Genomic DNA, 21,117 nt, shown 5'->3' with positions numbered 1-21,117 from the left:
TATACTTTTTGATTTTTTTATGATCACTGAGGAATAAAAGAATGCAGAAATTTAAAGATACTCCTACTCCTACTCCTACTCCTACTCCTACTCCTACTCCTACTCCTACTCCGAGGGAACTAGAAGAGCAGCGATTAAGGAATGAAACTAATGGAATATTTGCTCCAGTTAAACCTGGAATTTTTGCTGATAGAAGAAAAAATCTTGTTGAGAAACATGTAAAAGAAGGACTTGACAAATTTGACGCTCAACAAAATGTGAGCTCATTTCCAGTGAGTAATTAAATCAAGCGGAGTCGGGGTCAAGAACGGAGGAGCCTGGTGAGGAGAAGTCCTTGACGCCGATTCCTTTTTTGAAACTGGGAACTTTAGTAGATAAACCTGATCCTTGGAGTTTCATCCTATCAAACTCCACAATTTGGCTTGGCTGTAAAATTCTTTTTGAATTAAAACCAAGCTTACCTGCAAGGGCTGAGCCTGCTTCAACTTAAAATCAGGTTTAAAAAAATCTAAATATCTATTTATTATTTGTTTAGCATTATCAAATTTAATGTTTATTCTTTCCGCCAACTTGGGACACACCATAAAATATGGAATAATTGGATTTAATTGACCTCCCCATAAAGGCGTATTGGTTTGACCACATTTTATTCCTTATCATTGAAAAATAAATATTAGTTCTGATGCTTCACAGGAACGGCATAAGTGTATCCTGCAACTATCCTGTTATCGGCATTTTTGATCCATTTTAATTTCTCGACTGTATACGATTGAGAGAAATGCTTTACCCAAAAAGGGAGTTGGATAGTTTGCCAGACAAGGAGTGTTTCATCTGCTGGCAAGGATAAATTTTGCGGATGGACTAACCAGGCATTTTTAAAAGACAATGTTGCCATAAGGTTACCTAAAAGCCAGTAAGAATCAGACGCAATATAACCTGGATTTTTTTGCTCCTTTTTAATGGACTGCACAAGCTGGTTAAAGAGAATATGTTTGCTTTTGTAGCGATCAGCATGGCTAATATAAATTAATAAGGCCAGTAGTAGGCACTGTATGCCAAGGCATAATTTAATAAAAAATGATGCTCTTGTCTGCCATTTATCCTGATAACTAATCTGGCTAAAGTAAAGAGCCGGGCATAAGAATAAAATCGGTATTAACCAGCGTGTTTCAAACACATAAAAGCTTGCTGCTATCATGGCGAACGCAAGCAAAGGCAAACTCAACAGATGATAATATAAAAGAAGTTTATTCTCTAATTTGATTGGCCTGAAAATAGGATTAGGTAAAGGAAAGAAGAGGACAGTTAAAAGAATAGCGGGAGCGGCAAAGAATAAACTTGCTTTGATTAAACTAACAAGGCCTTGCCATACCCCACTATCGGCAGGTTTTAACTTGTAGGCACTTGATAAGCCAATAAGATGATGATCGAGAAGCCATAGAATATAAGGACTGGCAATTCCAATCGCAATAAACAGAGTTAAAAATAGATAAGAATTGATTAATTTGTTACGGTATTCTCTTATTAAAAGAACGCTGGTTAGGAAAATAATAAAGAACAATAGGTAATTAAACTTCGTAAGGAAACCCATGCCGATAATGGCGCCTAGAACCAGGTGCCAGAAGAACTTTGATAACTGATGGGGTGCAACAAACCAATACCAGGTCAGGCACGCTGCCAGTAATGCCAAAATTGAATGGGTATTATCCTTGATAAGATCAAGACTAATTGAAGGAATCAGCACCCAGGAGAGGACAGCACACCAGGTTAAGCGGTTATTTTGACAATGAAGTTTGCAAATTAAATAAAATACATAAAGACAGCCTAGTATCAAGCTGCATTTTAACAATGCTAAACTTAACAAACCGACACCGAAAAATTTAAAAAAAATATACTGAAGCCAGGTGTATAGGGGAGGTTGGCCTGGATAGCCAGGAAGTAAATGCTGCGCCATGATCATCTGCTCGGCTTCGTCCGTTAAGAGGGTTTGATCTCGTAAAAAAATGCGCGTCAGCAAGACGAGTGTGGAAAAAAGAAACAGGCTTATGGCCGGGTGCTTGAGCCAATAATTTTCCGATTTGGTCAGGTGAGATCCCATAGATAAAAGCACTGGCTAATTAGGAAATTATCGCTTATCTATTATTTTTCATCAAGCTGAGAATAGTAGGACTAAAGCTGTTATTAATCTTACCTAGCCCAGATATCCATCTATTGGATTTTTTTCTGTCTTGCTTTAATCTATTTAGCGAGCAAGATCGCCAACCATTCAAAGAGTCTAAAGCAGGGAGCTGATAATGACGAAGTTTAAGGAAGAATTAGCAATATTGATTAAAGAGTATGCTGACTATGATGAAGAGAAGTGTAGCTACGAAAACAAAAGGGAACTTACTCTCAATGACAGGCAAAAAATTGAAGCATCTTTGATTGGTCTAATCAGCCAATATCTCTCACAAAATGGATTACAGGAGTCAGCCATAGATGCTCAAATGAAAAAGCTACAATTGCTTTTTCATCCAGATAAATATTCGGGGAGCCTTCCTGAAAATAAATGGCTCCAATATGTATTAAGCGAGGGTTCAATTGAGCGTGGCAGCTGCTTTCATTTGGTGGGCTTGTGCGCTGATAAATTAAAGCATCCTGAAAATCATAATTTCTATAAGTCTGAGTTTGAAGGTATTTCAACAATGGATGTGCTCATTGCCGAGTTGGAAAAGAGGAAGGGATATGCAAAAACATTTACTCAACGTGCTTTACTGGAGAGTGTTCTCGCTATGCTGCAAACCTCCACTGCCTACCATCAAACTGTTGAAGAGAGAGTTCCCGGGGTGTGGACAAAAAAAATCATTAATGTAATGCCTTACTTAACTACAGGTTATTGTATTGGATTTTTTCTGGAAGAGTTAGCCTTACTCTATGCAGTGACCTTTGTTTTATCCAAAGGAGGAAAATGGCTTGAGCAGTCTGGCTCTTCCCACTGTCAGATGATTGGTCATGTTGTCAGCTTGTTTAGTAATACTATTTCAAATGCAATAATGGCGCTTCTTGCCCGTCTTACAGAACTTAATCTTTTAATGGTAAAGGGAGCGATGAATTTAACAATCGATACCGGTGAAGGAATTTATAAACTGCTGGTTGCATCTTCTGAAAAAGCAGCCAGTAATGAAAGCAAACCAGAAGAATGCAGGGCATTAATGCTGGCTCCCCAGAATTTATTAGGGGGTTTACCTTTTAAATCTTTTGAATTAAAACTTGCTGCAAGGCCGTTGGAGTCAAAGTTAGAAGAGCTGGGACAGCAGTGGTTTATCCATTGGCGTTTGGGAAATACCAAAATGCAGGCGATTAAAAAAGCCCTGGATTCACTTTGCCAATTGGATGCCAATTCTAATGAGGGGATTGCTGTCAAGCTGGAGAAAGCTCAGGAAATTATAGAAGGGCTTGCAGATGATAAAGCAATTAATACTGAAGGCAGCGGCACGCAAAGAGCAATTCAAACCGCGCGGGATATCCTGCAGTTACTGCTTAAATCAGACAACCCTGAGGAAAGGATGTCGCTTGCTGTGGGCTACACAGAAATTGTCTAGTTGTTGATTAGTCAAAGTATAAATGAATTTGCATTATTTAATAATTTGCTGATAATGCAATCATTCTGATTTTTGAGATGATTATGATTATTGCTGTCTATGGTGCGGGTTATGTCGGTCTGGTGTCAGCGGTAGGTTTTGCAAAACTTGGTCATCAGGTAATTTGCGCTGATGTTGATGAGGAGAAGATTGCCAGACTTATAGCAGGAGAATGCCCTATTCATGAAAAGCAACTCCCCGAGCTGCTACAAGAACAACGCCAGAGTCATCGACTTGAATTTACGAATAATTTGGCAGAGGCAATAAAAACGGCCACGGTTCATCTCATTGCAACGGGGACCCCTGGCCTTGCCGACGGCCAGGCGGATTTATCTCAGGTATTTGCTGTGGTGTCCCGGATAGCAAAAGAAGCAGAAAAGGATGGGATTTTAGTCACCAAATCAACCGTTCCTGTAGGCACCGGCGATAGGATCCAGGCTCAAATGGATAAAGAACTTGCTCATTATGGCAAAAAAATCACTATAACAGTTGCCTCCAATCCAGAGTTTTTGCGTGAGGGGACTGCAATTTATGATTTCCTGAACGCTGACAGGATAATCATTGGTGGTGAAGAAAGAGCATTAGCAACCCTAAAGTTGGTTTATCAACCGTTGGTTGAAAAAGGTATTCCACTGCTGACCATGAGCCGTCGTTCGGCAGAGCTTGCCAAATATTCCGCAAATGCCCTGCTCGCCTGCAAGATTAGTTTCATAAATCAGATCAGTCAGCTTGCTGAGCAACTGGGGGCTAATATTGATGAGATTCGCCAGGGGATTGCGCTGGATCATCGCATAGGGCCTCATTTCTTATATGCTGGCATTGGTTATGGCGGCTCTTGTTTCCCCAAGGACGTTCGTGCTTTAATCCAGACGTCAAGGTCGTTGAATATAAACACTAACCTGTGGGAAGCGATCGGTGAAATCAACGAGATACAAAAAAATTGGGTTTTCAAGCAATTATCCAGCCATTTTGCCCATGAACTTCAAGGGTTGACAATTGGTATCTGGGGACTGTCATTTAAACCAGATACGGATGATTTACGTGAGGCCAGTAGTTTGGTAGCAATCAAAGCCCTGTTAGCATCTGGTGTGCAATTAAGATTATTTGATCCTGCAGCAATGTCGGCTGCAAAGAAAATATTGCCTGAGAATGCAGCTATCTGCTGGTGTGATTCGGCAAAGGCCGTTCTCGATGAACAATTGGATGCCTTGGTCATTATGACCGAATGGTCAGAGTTTAAAAATTTTTGTTTAAATTACTTAAAGGACAAGTTAGGCAATGCGCCCCTAATAGATGGTCGTAACTGTTTTGATTTGACACAAGTAGCTGCCGCCCAGTTACCCTGGTATTATTCGGTGGGGCGTCCGCTAATTCAAAAATAGCATCAGTCAGGAGCTAACGATGCAAGTAAAGAAAGCTGTTTTTCCAGTAGCAGGTTTAGGTTCTCGATTCCTGCCGGCGACTAAAGCCAACCCTAAGGAAATGCTGCCCATTGTAGATAAGCCGTTAATTCAATACGCGGTGGAAGAGGCGGTGCGTGCTGGTATTACCCACATGATTTTTATTACAAGTTCAAGCAAACGCTCTATCGAGGATCATTTCGACAACCATTTCGAGCTGGAAATGCGCCTGGAGGAACAAGGTAAAACTAAACTGCTGGAAGTGGTACGAAGTGTGTCTCCTCCCGGGATCCAGTTTACTTATGTCAGACAGAATCAACCCTTGGGTCTTGGACATGCCGTGTTATGTGCTGAACATGTTATTGGGGAAGACCCTTTCGCTGTTTTATTAGCCGATGACTTAATTGATGATTCAAGAATGCCCTGTCTTTCAGCAATGACAGCGCATTTTAAAAAGGATAGGTTATCGCTCATTGCTGTCCAGCCAGTACCCTGGAATGATGTGCCTCAGTATGGGGTTGTTCGTCTTGTAGATGCTGGCGAAAATTATTCAACCATACTGGCTATGATAGAGAAGCCCAAAAGGGAATTGGCTCCTTCAAATCTTGCCGCTGTGGGGCGCTATATTTTTACTCCCGCCATTTTTTCCTGCCTGAAAAAAACAGTTCCCGATCAGCGTGGCGAAATTCAGCTAACGGATGGCATCCAAAAGCTACTCGCAGAAGAGAAGGTCCAAGCTTATCAGTTTCATGGAAAACGTTATGATTGCGGGTCTAAATTAGGTTATTTACAGGCGACTGTTGAATTGGGGATGCGTCATCCTGAGATAGGCGAGGATTTTTGTGCCTATCTGGAAGAATTAAATTAACGTCCAGTTTCAGCAAGCGTAGATGCTGTTTTAAAAATAAGCAGCCTTTCAATGAAATTTAGCTTGCTTTTAAAGACAGTACCTACGGTTGCTTTTGGCGAGCGGAATTATATGATTTTTATTGTTTGTCAGCGAGTTACCTCCCCTTTTTTCAGTGCTAAATCAGAGATGGTTGCCCGCGTTCGCAGGCATGACCGATTTTTTGTCATGTATGGCGATTAATGATAAAACTGACTTGAACTTAAGGCGGTATCTCTGGCAAGATGCTGAATGATTGATATTCCAGCGAGGACTTATGAAAATTTTGGTTGCAGTGAAGCGAGTGATAGACCCCTATGTTAAGGTTCGGGTTAAATCAGACAATAGTGGTGTAGAAACACAAAATATCAAAATGTCGATGAATCCTTTTGACGAAATAGCCATTGAGGAAGCTGTACGCCTGCTGGAGAAAAAAATTGCCACAGAGGTGATAGCCGTTTCTATAGGGCCAGATGCCAGTCAGGAAACACTGCGTCATGCATTGGCACTTGGTGCTGATAGAGGTATTTTAATTCGTACGGATAAAAAATTCTGCAGCCTCAATATCGCCAGGATCCTGGAAAAAATCGTTGTGGAAGAGCAGCCAGCATTAGTGTTAATGGGAAAGCAATCTATCGATGGTGATAATAATCAAACTCCTCAAATGCTTGCCGCTTTATTGAATTGGCCACAAGCAACCTTTGCGTCGAAACTGACTGTTGAGGGTGAAACAATCGAAGTGATTCGGGAAATTGATGGCGGTCTGGAAACGCTTGCGATGAAATTACCAGCCGTTGTCAGCACTGACTTACGCTTAAATGAACCACGTTATGCCAGTTTGCCAAATATTATGAAAGCCAAACGCAAGCCCCTGGCCATTAAAGATTATGAAACGATGGGACTTGATTTGAATGAGCATACTCAGGTCATTTCCGTCACTGCACCGCCATCACGGGCTGGAGGGGTCAGACTCGAATCTGTAAATGAATTGATTGATAAACTAAAACATGAAGCCAAAGTGCTTTAATAAGGAGAAAGCATGAGCACTTTAGTAATCGTTGAACATAATAACAAACAGATGCATCCAGCTACACGCAGTACATTTACAGCGGCTATGCAATTAGAAAAAAATCCGGTTTTATTGGTAGTTGGCTATCAATGTCAGGCTGTTGCCGAAGAGGCTGCTGCCATGGCTGGGGCGCAAGCAGTATGGCTGGTAGATCATCCTTGCTATGAGCACCAATTCGCAGAAAACATAGGCGAATTAGTGGTATCTATTGCTAACCCATTTTCTGCTATTCTGGCACCTGCCTCCACGTTTGGTAAAAATTTACTGCCGCGCATTGCTGCCAAATTGGATGTAGCACAGATATCAGATGTCAGCCGCATTATTGATAAAGATACGTTTGAGCATCCTATTTACGCTGGCAATGCAATAGAAACAGTAAAAGCCCTCGATAGTATAAAAGTTCTAACCATACGTTCCACAGCATTTGATGGTACTTATGAGACACAGAATCCCTGCTGTATAGAACGCATCGAGAAGGAAATAGAAGAAAAAAATACTCAATTTATTAAACATGAATTGAGTCATTCAACACGCCCTGATTTGGGCAGCGCAAGTATTGTGGTTTCTGGAGGGAGAGGATTACAAAGCGCTGAAAAATTCAAACTGGTAGAAGAGCTGGCTGACGTGTTGGGTGCGGCGGTGGGTGCTTCAAGGGCGGCGGTAGACGCAGGCTTTGTGCCAAATGATTATCAGGTTGGTCAGACGGGTAAAGTGGTTGCTCCCGCGCTTTATATTGCTTTAGGTATTTCTGGTGCCGTTCAGCACTTGGCCGGAATGAAAGATTCCAAGGTAATAGTTGCCATTAACAAAGATGAGGATGCTCCGATTTTTCAGATTGCAACATATGGTTTGGTAGGGGATTTGTTTGAATTGATACCACAACTTATCAAGGAATTGAAGGGTAATATTTAGATCCTTAAATCAGGACGATAGATAATTCTCATCTCTTTGCAATGTGTGAAAAACATAGGAAAAAAGTAATTTTAATTACCATGTTAAATATGGATTTCACACAGTTTGCCAATAAAGGTGACGAATAAATATAAGGCTTCCGTCCAGGGAGCAATTATTTAAGCTGAGTAAGGAAAATATCATGTTAGTAGGTGTGCCAAAAGAAATTAAATCCCAGGAAAACCGTGTGGGTCTTGTCCCTGCAAGTGTGCGGGAAATTGTAAGGACAGGTAATGATGTAATAGTAGAAACAGGTGCTGGTTTGGGGATTGGCATTAGTGATGAACAGTACCAGGCTGCAGGTGCTGAGATTGTAAAATCAGCAGATGATGTTTTTGAGCGAGCGGAACTGATAGTAAAAGTCAAAGAACCACAACCTATCGAATGCAAACGCTTACGTGAAGGACAAACACTCTTTACTTATTTGCATCTGGCTCCAGATGCCCAGCAAACCCGGTTGTTAAAAGAATCCGGAGCAACAGCTGTTGCCTATGAAACTGTCACACAAAATGATGGCGGCTTGCCTTTATTAACTCCTATGTCGCAAGTTGCTGGCCGCATGTCTATTCAGGCAGGAGCTCATTGCCTCGAGATGGCTCAAGGAGGGAGTGGCGTTTTGCTAGGCGGTGTACCAGGTGTTGCCTCTGCGAATGTAGTGGTTATTGGAGGCGGGGTCGTCGGTAGTAACGCAGTGCGTATGGCAATGGGGATGGAGGCTCGCGTTACTGTGATTGACAAGTCATTGTCCCGTTTAAGGGAGCTCGATTTTCAATTTGGTTCAAAGCTCAATACTATCTACGCGACTGTTGAATCGCTGGAGCAATATGTGACCGAAGCTGATTTGGTTATCGGCGCAGTTCTTGTCCCAGGTGCTGCTGCACCAAAACTGGTATCACGCTCGATGCTCAAAGCGATGCGCCCTGGTTCTGTTGTAGTTGATGTAGCCATTGATCAAGGCGGTTGTTTTGAGACAAGCCGGGCTACGACGCACCATGAACCAACTTATGTGATCGATAACGTTGTCCATTACTGCGTTGCGAACATGCCTGGAGCCGTTCCCCGCACCTCAACTTTTGCATTAAACAATGCTACCTTACCGTTCATTTTGAGCATGGTAACCAAAGGGGTAAAATTAGCGTTACTAAGTGATGGCCATTTGCTAAATGGTTTAAATGTGCATAAAGGCATGATCACCTATGAAGCAGTGGCACGTGAATTAGGTTATGATTTTGTAGATGCTGCAGAAGCATTAGCAAGTTAAATTGATTGTTATATGTGGTGGCCAATTTGCAGCCGGAAAACAAAATGGGAACACGCTCTAGTACAACGTTTCACTGATTCTGTCTTACACTGTCATTCCCGCGCAGGCGGGAATCCATAGCCCAATTTAGCTCCTCACTTCACCTGAGAGATAGATTTCCGCCTGCGCGAGAATGACAAACTGGACAGATTCAGTGAAACGTTGTACTAGGTTCTGTGCGCTTATCGCTAGCTTGAGTCAAAAAGCCTTGATTGGCGAGGACCGAAGCGGAGCATACATAGAAGTATGTGAGCATCGGAGCGCAGAAAAATCAAGGTTTTTTTGCCAAGATAGTTGATAAGTGCACAGAACCTAGAGGACGAGGTTATAAAGGGACTTAGAATGGAAAATAAAGGATAGCTTACTATAATCAATTAAATGATTGGCAATTGGATTGATTATGAGCAATATTTCACGAGATGTGTTCGACAAGTGTCGTCCCGAAAGAGGAAATTTTGCAGAGCACGGTGCAGAGGACAATAACTACTTCCTAAGCCCTGTTTTATCCGGCTCAACTGGTCCACACATGAGTTTCAATGAAAAACCAATGATTGTATGGACTATCAACGATTATTTGGGTTTAGCACAACATCCTGACATCCAGAATGCGGCAATGCAAACAATGGAGCATTCTGGTATCACTGCGCCGATGGGGGCGCGCCTGATGTCGGGTAATACCCCGGCGCATATGGCTCTTGAGCAAAAACTTGCTCTTTTGACTCAAAAAGAAGAATCACTCTTATTTATTGCTGGATACTTAGGCGTTATGGGATGTATTGCGCAGTTGGTAGGCAGGGGCGATACGATAGTGATTGATCAATACAGTCATGCTTGCATGATCGATGGCGCTTTTTTAGCAAAAGGCCGTCATGGTGCCAAAATACGCCCATTCAAACACAATGACATGCAGGATTTGGAACGACAACTCAAAATTTCCTATGATGAAAATCAAGGCGGAATTCTTATCGTTACTGAAGGTGTATTTGGGATGCGTGGTGACCTGGCGAATTTGCCTGAAATTTGTCATCTTAAGGAGAAATATGGTGCTCGTCTTTTCCTGGATGATGCGCATGGTCTAGGGGTAATGGGAGAGAGTGGTCTTGGTTGTGGCGAGTATTTTGCAGTTCAGGATAAAATTGATCTCTATTTCAGTACATTTGCCAAGGCATTTGTATCTATTGGTGGCTTTGTCAGTGGCAATAAAGACATTATTTCCTACTTACGTCTTAATTCACGCCCAGCAGTTTTTTCTAAAGCGCATCCCTTAGTACTGATCAGCGCGATTGATGTGGCAACAGACCTTATTGCTGGCGCTCAGGATCGACGCATGCATCTGTGGGCAATTACCCAAGCATTGCAGGAGGGATTACGTGCGTTGGATCTCAATATTGGGGAAACCTGTTCACCAATAACTCCCGTTTATGTGCACGGTGGTGATGCCGATTTGGCCAAACGCATGTTGTGCCTCCTGCGTGATGAGTATCAAATTTTTGTGACAGCGGTTACTGCGCCGGTAGTGCCTCAAGGTACAATCTTGTTTCGCCTTGTCGCAACCGCAGCGCATAGCATGCAGGATGTGGAGACTACTCTGGCTGCATTTGGTGCAGTCATGCAACGCCTGCAGCTTTGACTGGTGGAGGAGAAGTATATATGGCCAGTGAATTCGCTCTGCGGGATATGGCTGAATTACTCGATAGACGTGCTGAGTCAGGCGACGAGGAGATGCTGTTTTTTTTAAACTCAAATGTTACAGTAGAACAGCAGATGAGTTACAGAGCTTTGGCGAAACGTGCTCGAGCTATCGCTGCAAAAATCCAGCAACACTGTACGTCTGGTGACCCGGTTATTCTTATCTATCCGCCAGGTTTGGATTTTGTTACTGCTTTTTTTGCTTGTTTTTATTCAGGAACAATTGCTGTCCCTGTTTTTCCACCAACAGAAAAAAAATTATTAGCGAAGTTTGCGGCTATTCTTAGTAATTCTTCGCCAAAATTGGTGCTGTCCACAGGTGAGATTGTCCGCCAAATTACCCGGCTTTCCACTGTAGATGCTCTGAAGGATGATTCATTTTTGACGGTATTGAATACACAGTTTCTCCGTGTTGAATCAGAAAGTGGTGATTGGGATTTTTCTTTGTTCCGGTGGCTAAATACAGATTTGGTTCGTGACGAATATGCCAATCAATTCCGTAAAATTGCACTTGCTGATCAGCAAATTGCTTTTTTACAATACACATCTGGTTCTACGGGGAATCCCAAAGGAGTAATGGTCAATCATCGTAATTTGCTGAGTAACCTGGATTTTATAAGCCGATGTTATGGTGATTTTCCCAATACGGTAGGGGTTTGCTGGCTTCCGCCATATCATGATATGGGCTTGGTCGGTGGTATTTTTTTTCCTGTTTTTGCATCGTTCCCTATTTACCTTCTTGCACCCGGTACCTTTTTACGTAATCCAGCGAGCTGGTTAAGGGCAATCCAAAAATATTCTGGAACTATAACAAGCGCCCCAAATTTTGCTTATGATCTTTGTGTAAAAAGGATCAGTCCAGAGGTTCGGCAAGAACTTGATTTAAGCTCCATGCGTTATTTTTTGAATGGTGCTGAGCCAATTAGTGTCAGAGTATTGGATAATTTTACGCAGGCTTTTGCATCCTGTGGTTTCAGGAAAGAGATGTTTTTACCTTGTTATGGTATGGCAGAAGCTACATTAATGATTTGTGGTCAGCATGGAGTCACTACGTTGTTTTGCGATAAAAATGCTTTGCGACAACAGCAGATAGTGCTACTGCCTCATGAAAGCGAAAACAGTGCTTGCTTGGTAAGTAGTGGAAAAATTCACTCCGGTATTGCTGTCGTCAACCCACAAACGCAGGTGTGTTGCCATGACGATGAAGTTGGAGAAATTTGGTTTTCTGGAGAAAGCGTGGCTCAAGGATATTGGAGCCAGTCACAGGAAACTGCTTCGTCTTTCCATGCAAAAATTAAGGGCGAAGAGCTGGTGTATTTGCGTACGGGTGATTTGGGTTTCATACATCAGCAGCAACTATTTGTGATGGGAAGAAGCAAAGAATTAATTATTATTCACGGTAAAAATTATTACCCACAGGATCTTGAACACAGTGTGGAAGGAACACATGCAGCATTGAGAAATCATGCTTGTGCAGCAGTAAGTATCTGGAATGGAAGGCAGGAACAGTTGGCAATTGTTGTAGAAATAAATAAAAGATGCCCTGAAAGTGAATATTCTGCCGTTATAAGTGCTATCCAATTTGCTATATTGACGGATCATTCTCTGGCAGTGCAGCATATTGTTTTATTAAAACAACAGAGTATTCCCAAAACAACAAGCGGTAAAATCAGGCGAAGAGTGATAAAAAACATGCTGGAAACACAGCAGATTAACGCTGTTTTGTGGTGGCAAAAAGAGGATGCTAGCGGTAGCTCTGAGCAGGATTCTCGTGTATCCGGTATTTCAAATGAATCGCTTTGCCAAATGCGAGAGGTTATTCGTCGCGAGCTGAGTGATTTACTAAATATTGATGTAGCACAGATTGACGATGACAAACATTTTGCTGAATTTGGTTTGGATTCTTTGATGGCTCTGGAATTAGAAAACCGTCTTCAGGAGCATTTAACCCAAGGTTACCAGATATCTGATGCAACGGTTGTGAATTACCCAAGTATTAATAAGCTGCTCGAATACTTCAAGACAAACAGCTGATAGGCTTTGCATTTGATTAGTAGGGACTGGATGTTGATGCATTTATGCTAATTTTTCGACTATTTTATTTGTCTTTGCCTTATCGTAACCTGATGAGATTCTTCTGGCACTCATACAAGCTACGACAGTGTGATTTGACCACGCTAATCAGTAAGACCCCAGATTCTAAATTACCCACCTGAGTTGTTACAGTTCTATAGGGTGGGCTAAAATAAATTCTCCTGAGGTTCGACGTCATCAACTGCGCTCTCTGGATTAGAGGATTCCTCCATACCAGGAATTTCGTGCTCCCTGAAGTATTCAATAATTGCATTAGCTTGATTATTCTTGGCCAATAAACCGGTTGCTGGATCTATCCTTACAGCAACGATGTTAACAGGTTGTTGTATCTCTTTTTCCGGTATATTGACCAGCGCACTTTTCATAAACTCTATCCACATGGGCAAAGCAAGGCCAGCAGCATATTCATGTAAGGATTGAGGGTTGTCGTAGCCAACCCAGGTGGTGACAACCAAGTCAGGATTAAAGCCTGCAAACCAGGCATCCACCTGATCATTAGTAGTTCCTGTTTTACCAGCCAGATCCTGACGGTTTAACACTTTCGCTGCGCGAGCGGTACCGTGTTGTACGACATCTCTTAATGTTGAATTCATCAGGAAAGCCACATCGGCAGGAAGTACTCGAGGGGCAAGCGTTGAAGGATCTGTTTTATTGGAATCACAATCATTACAGACAATTGAAGGTTTTGCCTGCAGAAGTATTTTGCCATTATTATCGGTAATATGATCGATTAGATAAGGTTCTATCTTGAAGCCGCCGTTTGCAAAAACAGCATAAGCCGCAGTTAATTCCATGGGGCTTATAGACAAACTGCCTAAAGCTAGCGATAGGGCGCGGGGCAGTTTTTCTTTACGGAAGCCAAAACGTGTAAGGAAATCAATGGCATAATCAAAACCAATATCATCCAGGACTCGAATGGAAACCAGATTTCTTGAATGTACCAGGGCATCTTTAAGACGGGTAGGTCCGTTGAAAGTAAGGTTTACATTATGAGGACGCCATAAATTTGCCTGACTGGGATCATCTACAACAACCGGTGCATCATTTACCAGCGTGGCAAGCGTATAGCCTTTATTTAATGCAGCAGCATAAATGAAAGGTTTAAAACTGGATCCTGGCTGCCGTTCTGATTGAGTAGCCCGATTGAATTTGCTTTTTTGAAAATTAAATCCACCAACCAGGGCTTCCAGTGCCCCGTTATTAGGGTTTAAGGCAACTAACGCCGCCTCCACCTGCGGTATTTGCGACAGCTGCCACTTATTACTGTCATTATAAACATAAACAATATCGCCAACGGCTACAACCTGGGCAGCATTGACAGGGCTTTTACCCATCCAGCCGTGTTTGAGGGCGGGTCTTGCCCAGGATAATCCTTCCCAGGGAATAGTAAAATGACGTCCATGACGTGTGGCTGCCATTGCTTCCTTGTCACCTACTGTCAGGATTACAGCTGGTTCAAGTCTACCGATAACTGGATATTGCGCCAGTAATTTATGAAGTGAGTCGGGGGATTGGCTGTTTACTCCGGTTATCTTGGCGATAGGCCCCCTATAGCCGTGTCGGCGATCATAGGCAAGGAGAGCTTCGGTCACTACTTTGTTAGCGGTTAGCTGAAGGGAGCCTTTTACCGTTGTATAAACTTTATAGCCCTTGGTATACGCTTTAGGGCCAAAATGATCATAAAGTGACTGGCGGATCATTTCTGCTACATAGGGGGCACTGACTTCAATATTAGTACCGTGGTATTTTGCAGTAATGGGTTGACTCACTGCTTCCTGGCATTGTTTTTCAGTGATGTATTTTTCCTCTAGCAGCCGTTCCAATACATGGTCACGACGTTTTTTTGCAGCAAGAGGATTAGCAATAGGGTTCTGAGTAGACGGTGCCTGAGGTAAGCCTGCAATCATTGCCAGTTCAGCCAAATCCAATTCTTTCAGTGGCTTACCATAATAAACCTCGGCTGCTGCTCCCACTCCATAAGCTCGGTTTCCTAAATAAATTTTATTAAGATAAAGTTCAAGAATTTTTTCTTTGCTCAATTCGCGATCGATTTTAATGGCAAGCAAGATTTCATTAAATTTGCGTAAAAAGGTTTTTTTGCGGCTTAGAAAGAAATTCCTCGCCACCTGCATCGTAATAGTGCTGCCACCCTGGGATTTGGTCCCTGTTTGCAGCATGCGGACAGTGGCTCTTCCCAAACCTAAAATATCCACTCCTGGATGGTCAAAAAAACGCTGATCTTCAGTTGCTAAAATGGCATGAACAAGGGTTTGGGGAATTTCCTCATAAGTAAGCGGTATTCGTCTCTTTTCACCATACTCTTGAATGAGTAAGCCATCCTGGGTGTAAATACGTAAGGGCACTTGCAGACGAACTGTCTTGAGTGATTCTACATTAGGCAATTGGCTTTCAAGATAAAGATAAAGCAAACTAACAGCAACGATAACCAGGAAAAAAAGGCTAAATAATGCCCATAAGCCTTTACGCCAGAAGTATGCCGATTTTCTCATAGGGATGACTAATATCAATCGTTTTAATTTGCCAATTATAACGCTAATTACCAGTAATTAGCGAATAAAATTGGAGTGATGAGATTAAAATAAAGGGAATGTTATAATGAATGTATTCCCCTTACTGAAAAGGGGGTTTTTCGGTCTTTTGTAAATCAGGTGAAGGAAGATTTTCGTTTCTATTTTTTGAAATAAGGTATGCCAGCACTGATTCTGGCCTGCCTTGTGCTAGTGGGAGCTGGGAGAATGTTGTATTAAACATGGTATACATAGTGCTCCTGGGGTATAGTGGGTTTGTGTAAATTCCGTGCTCTTTTGGTTTCTCTTGTTTTAAATTTTCTCCTGATCCAGGGGCAGTCTTTTCAGGTGAGAGATGCTTTTCCAGTGATTGCTCTTGCTTTTCTTTTAAGCTTTTATTTTCTTCCATTAACTTATCAAGCTGGAGCTGCAACGCTTTGCATCGTTCTTCTGATGATGCAAATTTATTACTCAAATCCTCTTTTTCGCTAGTTAACTGCGCAACAGCCTTCTTTAAAATAAGGTTTTCTTCAGTTAATGAAGTATTTGCTTTTAGCACTGTTTCTAATGTTTCTGTTAGAACTTCGTTTTGTTTTTCTATAATCGGTTGTTTTATCTCTTTCAGGTGGTCGCTAATCAGAGCGATAACAAGATTTGTTATATCGTGCTCGACTATTTTGTCTGAATCCAGTTTTAAAGGTTCGAGTAATTTTTTCTTAAGGAGCTGTCCAGAGTTACAAAGTCCCCATAATTTTAGTCCGGGCATTTCTTCTCTTTTGCCGGCATATTTCACTTCTACGTTCTCACTTTTTGAAGTTTCTAATAATTTTTTTATATTGACGAGCAGGTCAGTTAAATTCTCTTTTACTTTTTTTTCTTCTTCTGTGGTTAATAAATGTGTCTGTTCAACAAGCGGTTTGAGTTCCTTGATTTCAAACAGTATATAGTTAAGTAAACCTGTCCTGATTGGCCAGTTTTTGGTAGCGTCTTTGAGGATTGCTTCAAGGCTTTTCAGGAAATCAGAATCAGATTGTTTGAGTAACTCTTCAAGGGAATAAACTTTTCCAGTTTGAGTCTCGTTGTAGCCGATGATTACTTCACAAAGCGAATGAATAACCTTTTGTAAGTCTGACATATTAACTCCTTTTAACAAATGTAGGGTAAATCAATAATCCGGGGTTATTCACTATATTTAAACAAGCCGAAGAGTGCAAGTGTTGGACAGGTAGATTAATGTAACCCAAAATAGTTTTACTAAAATTTTGTTTTCTTTTTTATACGGTTAGGATATATTTACTTTCAATAGGAAGCTTCAATGGAAAATAGCTGCTTATAACCAAGTCCAATTCAAGATAAGGGAATTTCAAGTGTTTCAGTGGTTTAAGTCACCGAATCGCCTCAGCGTTGGTCTGGATATCAATGCAACATCGGTAAGGGCTGTTCTGCTCTCGGGCACTAAAAATAATTATTATGTTGTAGACGCAAGGGAGAGTGATTTGCTTCCTGGTGTCATTATCAATGATAAGCTTGAAAACATGGATGGCTTAGTCCATTGCCTTAAAAGCCTTTTTTCCAAACCCTGTCCACCAATAAAATCTGTTGTTCTTGCCGTTCCAGATTCGATGGTTATTACTAAAACGATTCAAATTGGACGAAATGTTAGTAATTCGGAAATTGAAAAAGCAGTTTTAACAGAGGCAAGCAAGCATCTTTCTTATTCTGTTAAAGAAATTTATCTGGATTTCTTAATACAGGGCTCATCCACTGCCAATCATGCCATGTTAGATATATTGGTTATTGCCTGTAAGGCAGAAAATATAACCAGTCGGGTTGACGCGGTTTCCAGGGCAGGGTTAGTGACGAGAGTTGTTGAAATTGAATCCAGGGCGATTGAATATGTAGCTTCACTGCTTGTTAAAGAATTAGCTGCCAAAGAACATGCAATTGCTTTTATTCGTCAAAATGGACAATTTACTTACCTGAATGTCTTGTACCAAGGCAAAATAATTTTTACTCATGAGGAAAGGTTTGGCAATACTCCGTTGCTCGAAGGATGGAATGCGGTTGATCAAAAAATCCACAATTGCCATCCTGACTTTATTGTATTGCAGATCAAGAGAATGCTTCAATTTTTCTCATCTCAAACCCATCTTGCAATTAGTCATCTTTTTTTAACGGATAATATAACAAAAAAAACTTGTTTAACGGGTTATATCCAGGAAAAACTGGGGATATCCACCAGTTTGGCTGATCCATTCAAGCAGATGATTATCGCCAAGGAACTATACGCTAAAGTAGTGGAAATGGCCCCTTGCTTTCTTATCGCTTGTGGTATGGCTATAAGAGGTTTGGATTAATGTCTGCTATCAATTTGCTTCCCTGGCGTGAGCAAAGGAAAACCAGGATTAAGCGAAATTTGGGGTATTTTATTATTTTTTCTTTTAGCTTAACAGTAATATTAGATTGTTATGTTAATTATCAGCTTAATGGATTGAGTAAATATAATCAGAAATTAGAAAGGGAATCTATAAAGACAGACATTAATTTAAAGGAATTAGAAAAATTAATAAATATAAGAAACTCACTGATTTATCGCTTAGAAACTTTGATTGAAATACAAAAGAAATCCGTTTTTATTGTGCGTTTTTTTGATATTCTAATTGGCATTACTCCACCAGAATTAACCCTTAAAAAAATTGAAATAATTAATGGGATTTTAACCGTTGATGGTTATTCAGGAAAAGAGGATTTTATTGGGTTATTTGTTAATGAAATTGGAAAAATAGAATGGGTTTCAAAATCATCAATTGTTGAAGTTAACTCGAATGATTTCTGGTGTTTTTCGTTCAGGATTGTAGCAAAAATAAATTTTAAATAAAAAAACATGTGGATTCTCATAAAATGGAAATAAAAAATAAATTAAAATCAATAGAATCAAAAAGAAAATTAATGTTCATTACCCTATCAATAACGTTGACAATAAGGATGTTTTACAATGGATTCAATTATGTTGATTCAGTGGAAAAAGGTAATAGACTGAATGAAAAAATAAGGCATTACTCAGAAGTGGGGTATAAAACCAACCTTTATAAGGAACAAGAAAAAAAATTAAGCTATGATTTCAATAAAGTATTAAAAAAAACATTGGATGAAAATAAAAAAACAGAGATAGTTCAAAAAATTTTTAAAATTGCAATGGATAATAATCTTTCGATAAAGACATTTACTTCTTTACTGGAAAAAAAGCATGAATTTTACATTGAAATTCCCATTACAATGACGGTGACTGCTAATTATCATCAATTGGCTTCATTTTTAAGCAAAGTGGCTGAGATGCCATATCTTATCACTTTCGATGAACTGCTTATTAGCAAGTTAACTTCGCTTAAGGATGAGAAAATTCCATCTGATCTATTATCAATGAAAGTCAAGATAAAAATTTATTCGAACGTTTTATAAATGAGAAAAGAAAAATTAATAATCGTTTACTTGATTTTACTACTAACCTCTTGTGATTCAGTCAGTAAAAAAGAAATAGAGGAACAGAGTAAATCAATTAACAAGCTACTCAGAGATAATAAATTGGCATGGAAATTTCAAGCGGTTGAAAAATATTCTTATCCCGAGAGTAACAGGAAATTAAGAAGTCCTTTTGAATTAAATGAAAATTATTCCAAGGTGGGTAATGGTAACCTATTACAGAGTATGAAGGACTTAAAATTTGTTGGCGCACTTAAAAACGAGGACTCAATTTGGGCTTTAATAAGAAAATCTGATGGAGAAATAATGCATTTTAAACCAGGAGAATATATTGATAAAGGACATATGAAAATTATTGATATCAAGATGAAGTCGCTGGTATTAGAGGAGCAAATATTTGAGAAGGGAGAATGGCGTGCCAAGCAGTTTGAGGTTTTCTAAATTCATAGGAGACCATATCGCGAAAACTGTTTTTATATTGTTAGCCTTCATTTTTCTTGATAATTGTTTGTTTGCCAATAATGAGAGGTTTAAAAGCAATAGTATTAACGAGGGGATTAAATCACAACGTATCTCATTGAATTTCCAGAAAATTCAAACCAGGACTGCTTTGCACTTGCTGGCGGAATTCAGTGGTATGAATATCATTGTCAGCGATAAAGTAACCGGAGATATTAGTTTAAACTTAAATGATGTACCTTGGGAGCGAGCATTAGATATTATTTTATTAACCCAGTCTTTAGAGAAGAGCCAAGTAGATAATATCCTGCTAATTGCCCCTGCAGGGGCGAATATTAATTCTAATAAAAAATCAATCCATGCACGGCAAAAACCAGAAAATTTAACTCCCTTAAAGTCAGATTTATTTCAAATTAACTATGCAAAGGCATCTGATTTGGTTATCTTATTGCAAAATAAAATGACATTATTATCCTCAAGAGGCAAGGTGATTGCCGATAACAGGACCAATCAACTCTGGGTTCAGGATAATGCTGCTCATTTAAAAAAAATAAAAGCGCTGCTAAGGGAAGTGGATATTCCCGTAAAACAGGTTCTCATTGAGGCGCGTCTTGTTAATGTTACAAAAGATTTTGTGCGAGATTTAGGGATTCATTTCCGAGTATCGAGGTTAACAGATTTCCCTGACAGGTTGAATAATAAGGAATGGTTGCCAAAGACAATCGCCACAGACAATAAAAGCGCACTGGCAGACCGCTTGAATTTTGATTTTGTTACTGGTCCACTGCTCGCTTCACCAGCGCTAGGTGTTGCTTTAGCCAGGTTGGGCGATGGAGTCTTGTTAGATTTAGAACTATCTGCTCTTGAAAGTGAAGGGCAAGGAGAAGTAATATCAAGCCCCAGGCTTATAACGACAAATCAACAGCCCGCCTTGATAGAGTCAGGAGAAGAAATTCCGTATCAAGAGGCAACTTCGAGTGGTGCAACTGCTGTTGCTTTTAAAAAAGCGGTATTAAGCTTGAAAGTAACACCACAAATTACTCCTGATGGTAAAATTTTAATGGATTTAAAAATTAATCAAGATATACCATCACCAAAAGTGTTTAATGGGGTGCCGACTATTTTAACGAAAGAAATCCAGACGAATGTTTTGGTTAATAATGGTCAGACTATTGTTTTAGGTGGAATTTATAAGCAAGATAAGAATAAAGAAATGAATCGTGTTCCTTTCCTGGGGGGACTACCAATTGTAGGTGTATTGTTTCGCAATCAATCCACTGCGATTAGAAATGAGGAGTTGCTCATTTTCATTACTCCTAGGATAATATCAGACAGCTTGTCGCTGCCATACGTTGATAAATAATGCAGGATTTGCAAGAAATATGGAATCAGATAAGCTTGGGAGGCAAGAAAATCTTTCCTGTAAAGGTAAGGAGCTTTAGGGGCTGCAACGAACTGTTTAATTGATTGCAAGAGGATAGTTGGCCAGGAAACAATTAACGAAAGTGAACGGGAATTTCCCGTTGCGGTTGCATTGTTTAAAACCAGTCCTGTACAGGGTTAAGCAGTTGTTAGTTAGCTCATGAGTGTACTATGTTAATCACACATAAGATGATTTCTTATGTTTCAGATGAAGGGGTG

The 21,117-nt window shown here is 40.4% G+C and carries 18 protein-coding genes; 15 read left to right on the top strand and 3 right to left on the bottom strand.

Annotation, left to right across the window (positions count from 1 at the left end; genetic code table 11):
• The first annotated feature begins 41 nt into the window (after positions 1–41).
• Positions 42–284 carry a hypothetical protein gene (locus tag E1O65_RS02925; RefSeq protein ID WP_133132104.1) on the top strand — a complete coding sequence of 81 codons (243 nt, stop codon included), beginning with the start codon at positions 42–44 and terminating at the stop codon, positions 282–284.
• A gap of 389 nt (positions 285–673) precedes the next feature.
• Here E1O65_RS02925 and E1O65_RS02920 read toward each other — a convergent pair whose 3' ends face one another.
• Positions 674–1,954: a glycosyltransferase family 39 protein gene (locus E1O65_RS02920; protein WP_165474884.1), complete on the bottom strand. Its 1,281-nt coding sequence runs from the start codon at positions 1,952–1,954 to the stop codon at positions 674–676.
• A gap of 340 nt (positions 1,955–2,294) precedes the next feature.
• On the opposite strand from E1O65_RS02920, the gene E1O65_RS02915 reads away from it, so the two are divergent.
• The 9 genes from E1O65_RS02915 (at position 2,295) to E1O65_RS02880 (ending at position 12,949) form a co-directional block, all read left to right on the top strand.
• Positions 2,295–3,581, top strand: a complete 1,287-nt coding sequence (locus E1O65_RS02915; protein WP_133132102.1) for a hypothetical protein — start codon at positions 2,295–2,297, stop codon at positions 3,579–3,581.
• A gap of 83 nt (positions 3,582–3,664) precedes the next feature.
• Positions 3,665–5,002 (top strand): UDP-glucose/GDP-mannose dehydrogenase family protein, encoded by a 1,338-nt coding sequence (locus E1O65_RS02910; RefSeq protein ID WP_165474883.1) that lies wholly within the window; start codon positions 3,665–3,667, stop codon positions 5,000–5,002.
• Positions 5,003–5,021: 19 nt separating this feature from the next.
• Positions 5,022–5,888 carry a UTP--glucose-1-phosphate uridylyltransferase GalU gene (galU, locus tag E1O65_RS02905; RefSeq protein WP_133132100.1) on the top strand — a complete coding sequence of 289 codons (867 nt, stop codon included), beginning with the start codon at positions 5,022–5,024 and terminating at the stop codon, positions 5,886–5,888.
• Positions 5,889–5,939: 51 nt separating this feature from the next.
• Positions 5,940–6,110, top strand: a complete 171-nt coding sequence (locus E1O65_RS12525; protein ID WP_165474882.1) for a hypothetical protein — start codon at positions 5,940–5,942, stop codon at positions 6,108–6,110.
• A 73-nt stretch (positions 6,111–6,183) separates the two neighbouring features.
• A complete protein-coding gene (locus E1O65_RS02900) occupies positions 6,184–6,933 on the top strand; it encodes an electron transfer flavoprotein subunit beta/FixA family protein (protein ID WP_133132099.1) in 750 nt (249 codons plus the stop codon).
• Between the two features lie 12 nt (positions 6,934–6,945).
• Positions 6,946–7,887 carry an FAD-binding protein gene (locus E1O65_RS02895; RefSeq protein WP_133132098.1) on the top strand — a complete coding sequence of 314 codons (942 nt, stop codon included), beginning with the start codon at positions 6,946–6,948 and terminating at the stop codon, positions 7,885–7,887.
• A gap of 181 nt (positions 7,888–8,068) precedes the next feature.
• Complete coding sequence (gene ald, locus E1O65_RS02890; protein ID WP_133132097.1) at positions 8,069–9,187, top strand: alanine dehydrogenase; 1,119 nt, start codon at positions 8,069–8,071, stop codon at positions 9,185–9,187.
• Positions 9,188–9,626: 439 nt separating this feature from the next.
• A complete protein-coding gene (locus tag E1O65_RS02885) occupies positions 9,627–10,856 on the top strand; it encodes an aminotransferase class I/II-fold pyridoxal phosphate-dependent enzyme (protein WP_133132096.1) in 1,230 nt (409 codons plus the stop codon).
• 20 nt (positions 10,857–10,876) lie between these two features.
• On the top strand, positions 10,877–12,949 hold the full coding sequence (locus E1O65_RS02880; protein WP_133132095.1) for an AMP-binding protein: 2,073 nt from the start codon (positions 10,877–10,879) through the stop codon (positions 12,947–12,949).
• Positions 12,950–13,155: 206 nt separating this feature from the next.
• Here E1O65_RS02880 and E1O65_RS02875 read toward each other — a convergent pair whose 3' ends face one another.
• Together E1O65_RS02875 and E1O65_RS02870 are read right to left on the bottom strand one after the other, a co-directional pair.
• Positions 13,156–15,519 (bottom strand): penicillin-binding protein 1A, encoded by a 2,364-nt coding sequence (locus E1O65_RS02875; protein WP_133132094.1) that lies wholly within the window; start codon positions 15,517–15,519, stop codon positions 13,156–13,158.
• A 121-nt stretch (positions 15,520–15,640) separates the two neighbouring features.
• Positions 15,641–16,672 (bottom strand): hypothetical protein, encoded by a 1,032-nt coding sequence (locus tag E1O65_RS02870; RefSeq protein WP_133132093.1) that lies wholly within the window; start codon positions 16,670–16,672, stop codon positions 15,641–15,643.
• A 232-nt stretch (positions 16,673–16,904) separates the two neighbouring features.
• On the opposite strand from E1O65_RS02870, the gene pilM reads away from it, so the two are divergent.
• The 5 genes from pilM to pilQ are packed head-to-tail and all read left to right on the top strand — an operon-like array spanning position 16,905 to position 20,839.
• A complete protein-coding gene (pilM, locus tag E1O65_RS02865; protein ID WP_133132092.1) occupies positions 16,905–17,894 on the top strand; it encodes a pilus assembly protein PilM in 990 nt (329 codons plus the stop codon).
• Positions 17,894–18,415, top strand: coding sequence for a PilN domain-containing protein (locus E1O65_RS02860; protein ID WP_133132091.1), 522 nt, complete (start codon positions 17,894–17,896; stop codon positions 18,413–18,415). Before pilM ends, E1O65_RS02860 begins: the two co-directional genes overlap by 1 nt.
• A 23-nt stretch (positions 18,416–18,438) precedes the next feature.
• Positions 18,439–18,996: a type 4a pilus biogenesis protein PilO gene (gene pilO, locus E1O65_RS02855; RefSeq protein ID WP_133132090.1), complete on the top strand. Its 558-nt coding sequence runs from the start codon at positions 18,439–18,441 to the stop codon at positions 18,994–18,996.
• On the top strand, positions 18,997–19,458 hold the full coding sequence (locus tag E1O65_RS02850; protein WP_133132089.1) for a pilus assembly protein PilP: 462 nt from the start codon (positions 18,997–18,999) through the stop codon (positions 19,456–19,458).
• Entirely contained in the window at positions 19,433–20,839 is a 1,407-nt protein-coding gene (pilQ, locus tag E1O65_RS02845) for a type IV pilus secretin PilQ (RefSeq protein ID WP_242601522.1), read from the top strand. The genes E1O65_RS02850 and pilQ overlap by 26 nt, the downstream gene beginning before the upstream one ends.
• Positions 20,840–21,117: the final 278 nt, after the last annotated feature.

The sequence above is a fragment of the Legionella sp. W10-070 genome, assembly GCF_900640175.1.
GTDB lineage: Bacteria > Pseudomonadota > Gammaproteobacteria > Legionellales > Legionellaceae > Tatlockia.
This window is presented reverse-complemented; position numbering and strand designations above follow the sequence as displayed.